Here is a 4,806-nt window from a genome sequence, read left to right as displayed (position 1 = left end):
CGACCGGATCACCCAGGAAGTCACGGTCCTCACCCGCCTGAGCGAAGCCCTGGCGCCGGTCATGGAAGCCGACGGGCATCTGGTCCTGCGGACCGAGGTGAAAACCGCGCCGCCGCCCGCGACGCCTCCTCCCGCGGGGCGGCGCGCGGTACCGCCCATGGGCGGGTAGCGGTGGAGAGCAGGCCACGCCACTCCTCATCGAAGACGGCCCGCAGGTCTCGTCCCTCGAACAGGCTGCGTCCCCGTTGATACGCCCGGGCCGCTGCCTCCCAATCCGGGTAGCGCTGCTGTAGGAGGTCGATGCCATGACCCGCGAACCGCTCCGCCTCCTCCGTCGTGAGCCACCCGGCACAATGGCCGAGGTACGCCTGGTCGACGAGCCGGAACCAGTCCCAGGCGGCCCAGTCCAGCGGTTCCGCATCGGCCAGGAAACCCAGCAGCACCTGACCGTAGTCGTGCTGATCGCTCAACCCCGAGAGCCACTCGAGCTGCGCCTCGGGGCGCTGACGTGCCACCCGCACGGCATCCAGCTCCCAGCCATAGCGATGCCCCTGCCCCGCGAGCCAGAACAGCGATGACAGGAGTTCTTCACGCCCATCCACGTCGTCCTGTTCGCGCAGCAGCGTCCGATACTGTCGCTGTTCGTCGGGTGGGATATCGATCGGCCAGGCAAGTACCGGCGCAATGGCTGCCCTGGCCCGCCAGGGACCGTCCGGCCAGAGATCGGCCGACCGGACCTGGAGAGCATCGAATCCGGCCGAATCCGGTGGCGTCGATGGGCCGGCGGATTTGAGACGATGGCGAAGCGCAAGCCAGGAAACGCCCCGCTGCTGGCGCTCCCGAGCCAGCAGCTCGCGCCCGGCGGCATCCAGAGCAGGATCGTTCAGGGAGGCGAGCGACTGCAGCCAGGCCTTGAGCGTGGGGGCCTGCTCGACGATGTTCCGGGCCAACATGACAAGCCAGGCATCGGTACAGGGAGGTCGAATCCAGTTTGCCGCACTCCCCAGGGCGAGCAGCTCCAGTGCCGCCAACCGGGCGAACGATGGCGACTGTGCGTCGCCGCCGCTCTCCCACAGGCGCCAGGCAAACTCGTCGCGCCCTCCGATCCCGAGCGACTGCAGGCGAGCGTGGGCCTGATCGGCACCAAGCGTCAGTCGAGGGTCGCTGACAAGGGGCCAGCCACACAGCGTCAGTTGCTGGGCCCACCACGGGACGAGAAGTTCGCTCAAGAGAAACCTCGTGCTACGAGAGACGGCTTGCGCTGACTGCCGGAGTGGCTCCTGGCAGTGCGCTTGCGGCGGCATAGTATAACGGAAAGGTCGTCGCGCGCCGATGGCCGGCGCGCGATCGGGCACCGAACCTCAGCTCATCTTCTCGGTATGAGTTCGCGGCGCCTTGCCCAGCAGATGACGTAGCAGGAATTTTCTGACTCGTACCACGAACTGCTCCTGGAAGAGCACACAGAACATCACGGTCAGAATCAGGAACAGCGGGTAGAGCCACAGGTGCAACTCTCCCGCCGCCGCCAGACACCCCCTGAAATCCGTCAGACACAGGCCGGGATCGCCGGAGAGCACGCGTTCGACACGCGAAAAGACCGCATAGAGAGGCACATGCAGCGCGAACATCGGCAGCGATGCGCCGCCCAGCCTCGACGCCAAGCGCATCAGCCGGGGGTTACGTGGCTCCCCCCAGTGTGCCGCCACGTAGATCAGTGCCAGCTGGGCCGGCAGCAGCAAGCCATTGTGCAGGGCGTAGTACCACGCGTGCCCCAGCCCCAGCAGATAGACCGCGACCACGACACTCACCGCAACGGCCAGCAGCGTCAGGCAGCACTGGCCATGGGACATCAACCGCCCTTGCGCCTTGCGCTGGGCATAGAACGTGCAGAGCAGAATTCCGGCGGCGAACTCGGGGAGGCGAATCAGCGGATTGCGATGGAGAATGCCGGTTTCCGGCACGCCGTAGTCGGTCGTCAGGATCACGTACAGCGGCGGGATCAGGTAGATCACATTGACCAGCAGCATGGCGCGACGGGGATGCAGCACCCGACGCAGACGAGGCGCCAGCCAGGGAAATGTCAGATAGAAGAAAAACAGTGCCGAAATCGACCATGACGGCGGATTGAAGGTCAGATACAGCGGGTTCCAGGCATGCAGCAGCGTCAGGTTGAGCAGCAGGTTGATGCCGGTTTCCAACGACCCCATGGTGTGGTTCAGGCTTTTCCAGTCGAGCTGACCGATATCGTTATTGACGTCGTAGACCACGAACCGCAGCGAGATATCGCTATCCCCGGGCGCTATCGCCAGGTAGCCAACCAGCGCCGACACCGACATGGCAAGGATCAGCGATCCGATATGAATGGGGTAGAGATTCGAAAAGCGTTTCAGCCAGAAGCTCCTGGGCGGCTCGCGCATCTGATAGGACGAGTCGAGATAGACATGCGTCAGCAGAAAGCCGGATAGCACGAAGAAGGCACTGGTCGAGAAGAACCCTATATCGGTCACGTAATGCGACCATTCGCGTATGGAAGGATAGTTGTGGAGCGTGTGGAAAATGACGATATAGAGGCCGAGCAGGAAACGCAGCCATTCGAGCCCTATGAAACGTTCTTTGCGCGTGGCGGTCGATGAATCAAGCATCCGTTGCAGATCTCTGGCCGTCAAAAGGCGCTAGTGTACCTGATTCTGCCGGGTAGACACGTCATCGGCTCATCGCGGTGGCAGCGCATCCCCCTGTACCGAAACGGCCGCGCAGGAGCGCGGCCGTTCGTCACGACAGTCGATCAGCGTGGCCAATCGAGGTATGAGTGCGTGCTAGGCCTTCTTGACCTTGGCAACGATCCACAACAGGATGATCGCCCCAATGGTCGCGACGACCAGTGATCCGATCAACCCGTTCGACGACAACCCCAGCAGGCTGAACAGGAAGCCACCGATCACGGCACCGACGATGCCGACGACGATGTTGCCAAGGATGCCGAAGCCGCCGCCGCGCATGACCTTCCCGGCGATCCAGCCGGCAATGCCTCCGATGATCAGCCACAAGATAAAGCCCATAGTCCTACTCCTTGATTCCCTTCGGGTTGAATAACCGACAAGCGGTCCGGTACCGCCTTGCACAAGCATAGTCATCAATCGACGAATCTTCGAAGAATAACAGGCAAACGGGTCGACCAAAGTCGACCCGTTTGCCTGATGGCACGATGAAAGCGCCGCTACCGCGTCAGCCGAAGGCCGGCACCCGCAGGGAGGCTCTCGAGGGCAGGCCGTGCTCATGCCAGCTCCGGTGTGCCTCGGCATCGCCCCACACTCTCCAGTGCAGCTGGGACAGCATCACCGGATCATCCAGGAACGCCAGACGCTCGAGGTTGTTCATCGCCGCCGGCCCCTGCTTGAGCGCCTGACTCACGCGCTCGTGGCGTCGCCGCTTCAACGGCTCGGCATGGCCATGTCGCGAGGTGCCGAGCGCCGTTGCCAGCGCATTCGACACCGGGTCCACCACTATCTGGACGAAATTCGGCGTGGGGGCAGCCGCGTTCATCCTGCCCAGATGACGCACCATCCTGCGCAGCACGCGCGGCGGATGCGTCTCCTCGGGGATCCGAAACAGTCGCGCGCGGAAGCAGGCGCTGCCGAGGGAGACTCGACTGGACAGCGCGGACACCGGGATCGAGATCATCATGGCCCCCACGATGGGCGACAGCCACCACAGGAACGTCGGCTCCATGAAGTAGACGCCCCCCGCCCAGACGGCGCCGATGAGGGTCTGGCTCCAGTGATTGCGAATCGCATCGCCCCAGGTGGTGTCGCTGTTCTCGCGTGACGGCGAGCGCCACTGGATCGCCCACCCCATGATCGAGGTCAGCACGAAACGCGTGTGGAACAGCATCCGCACAGGAGCCAACGCCATCGAGAACAGCGACTCCAGGACCATGCTCGCCAGTACCTTGAGGGGCCCACCGAACTGGCGGCTCCCCTGGACCCACACCAGGATCACGCTCAACACCTTGGGCAGGAACAGCAGCGTCGCGGTAGCCCCGAACAGGCCGACCGCCAGCGTCGGATTCCACTGAGGCCACACCGGAAACATCATCCCCGGTTCGGGGAAATAGTTGGGCGTACTCAGCGTGTGAACCGCCAGCAAGGCCGTCGACAGCACCAGGAACAGGCACCACAGCGGCGCGGAGATGTAGGACATCAGCCCCGTCAGGAACACGGCACGATGGACGGGATGGATGCCCTTGGAGAGGAACAGCCTGAAATTCATCAGATTGCCATGACACCAGCGCCGGTCCCGATTGAGCTCGTCGAGCAGGTTCGGCGGCATCTCCTCGTAGCTGCCTTCCAGCTCGTAGGCGATCCAGACGCCCCAGCCGGCGCGGCGCATCAGCGCCGCCTCGACGAAGTCGTGGGAGAGGATTTCCCCGGACATCGAGCCCTTGCCGGGCAGCGGCGCCAACATGCAGTGGCGCATGAATGGCGCCATGCGGATGATGGCGTTATGCCCCCAGTAGTGCGATTCACCGAGCTGCCAGAAGTGCAGTCCGGCGGTGAACAGCGGCCCGTAGACGCGGGTCGCGAACTGCTGCATGCGGGCGTAGAGGTTCAATCGCCCGGACGCCCGGGGCGCGGTCTGCACGATGCCGGCATCCGGATGCGCTTCCATCATCTGAACCAGGCGAGTCAGACAGGCGCCGCTCATCACGCTGTCGGCGTCCAGTACCAGCATGTAGCGGTAGAGCGCGCCCCCGCGGCGACAGAAATCGTCGAGGTTGCCGCTCTTGCGCTTCACGCGGCGCTGGCG

4 protein-coding genes are annotated in these 4,806 nt (G+C 64.0%); all 4 read right to left on the bottom strand.

Annotation, left to right across the window (positions count from 1 at the left end; genetic code table 11):
- Positions 1-59 precede the first annotated feature (59 nt).
- Complete coding sequence (locus AC3AYF_RS18310) at positions 60-1,229, bottom strand: DUF1266 domain-containing protein (RefSeq protein ID WP_487780148.1); 1,170 nt, start codon at positions 1,227-1,229, stop codon at positions 60-62.
- Positions 1,230-1,361: 132 nt separating this feature from the next.
- A complete protein-coding gene (locus AC3AYF_RS18305; protein WP_295035104.1) occupies positions 1,362-2,642 on the bottom strand; it encodes an acyltransferase family protein in 1,281 nt (426 codons plus the stop codon).
- A gap of 174 nt (positions 2,643-2,816) precedes the next feature.
- On the bottom strand, positions 2,817-3,059 hold the full coding sequence (locus tag AC3AYF_RS18300) for a GlsB/YeaQ/YmgE family stress response membrane protein (protein WP_071233199.1): 243 nt from the start codon (positions 3,057-3,059) through the stop codon (positions 2,817-2,819).
- A 166-nt stretch (positions 3,060-3,225) separates the two neighbouring features.
- Positions 3,226-4,806: glucans biosynthesis glucosyltransferase MdoH (gene mdoH / locus AC3AYF_RS18295; protein WP_487780147.1), on the bottom strand; the 1,581-nt coding region annotated here is incomplete at its 5' end.

Source organism: Salinicola sp. (assembly GCF_982684285.1).
The sequence above is the reverse complement of the archived record's forward strand: the minus strand, read 5'-3'. Positions and strand labels throughout refer to the sequence as shown.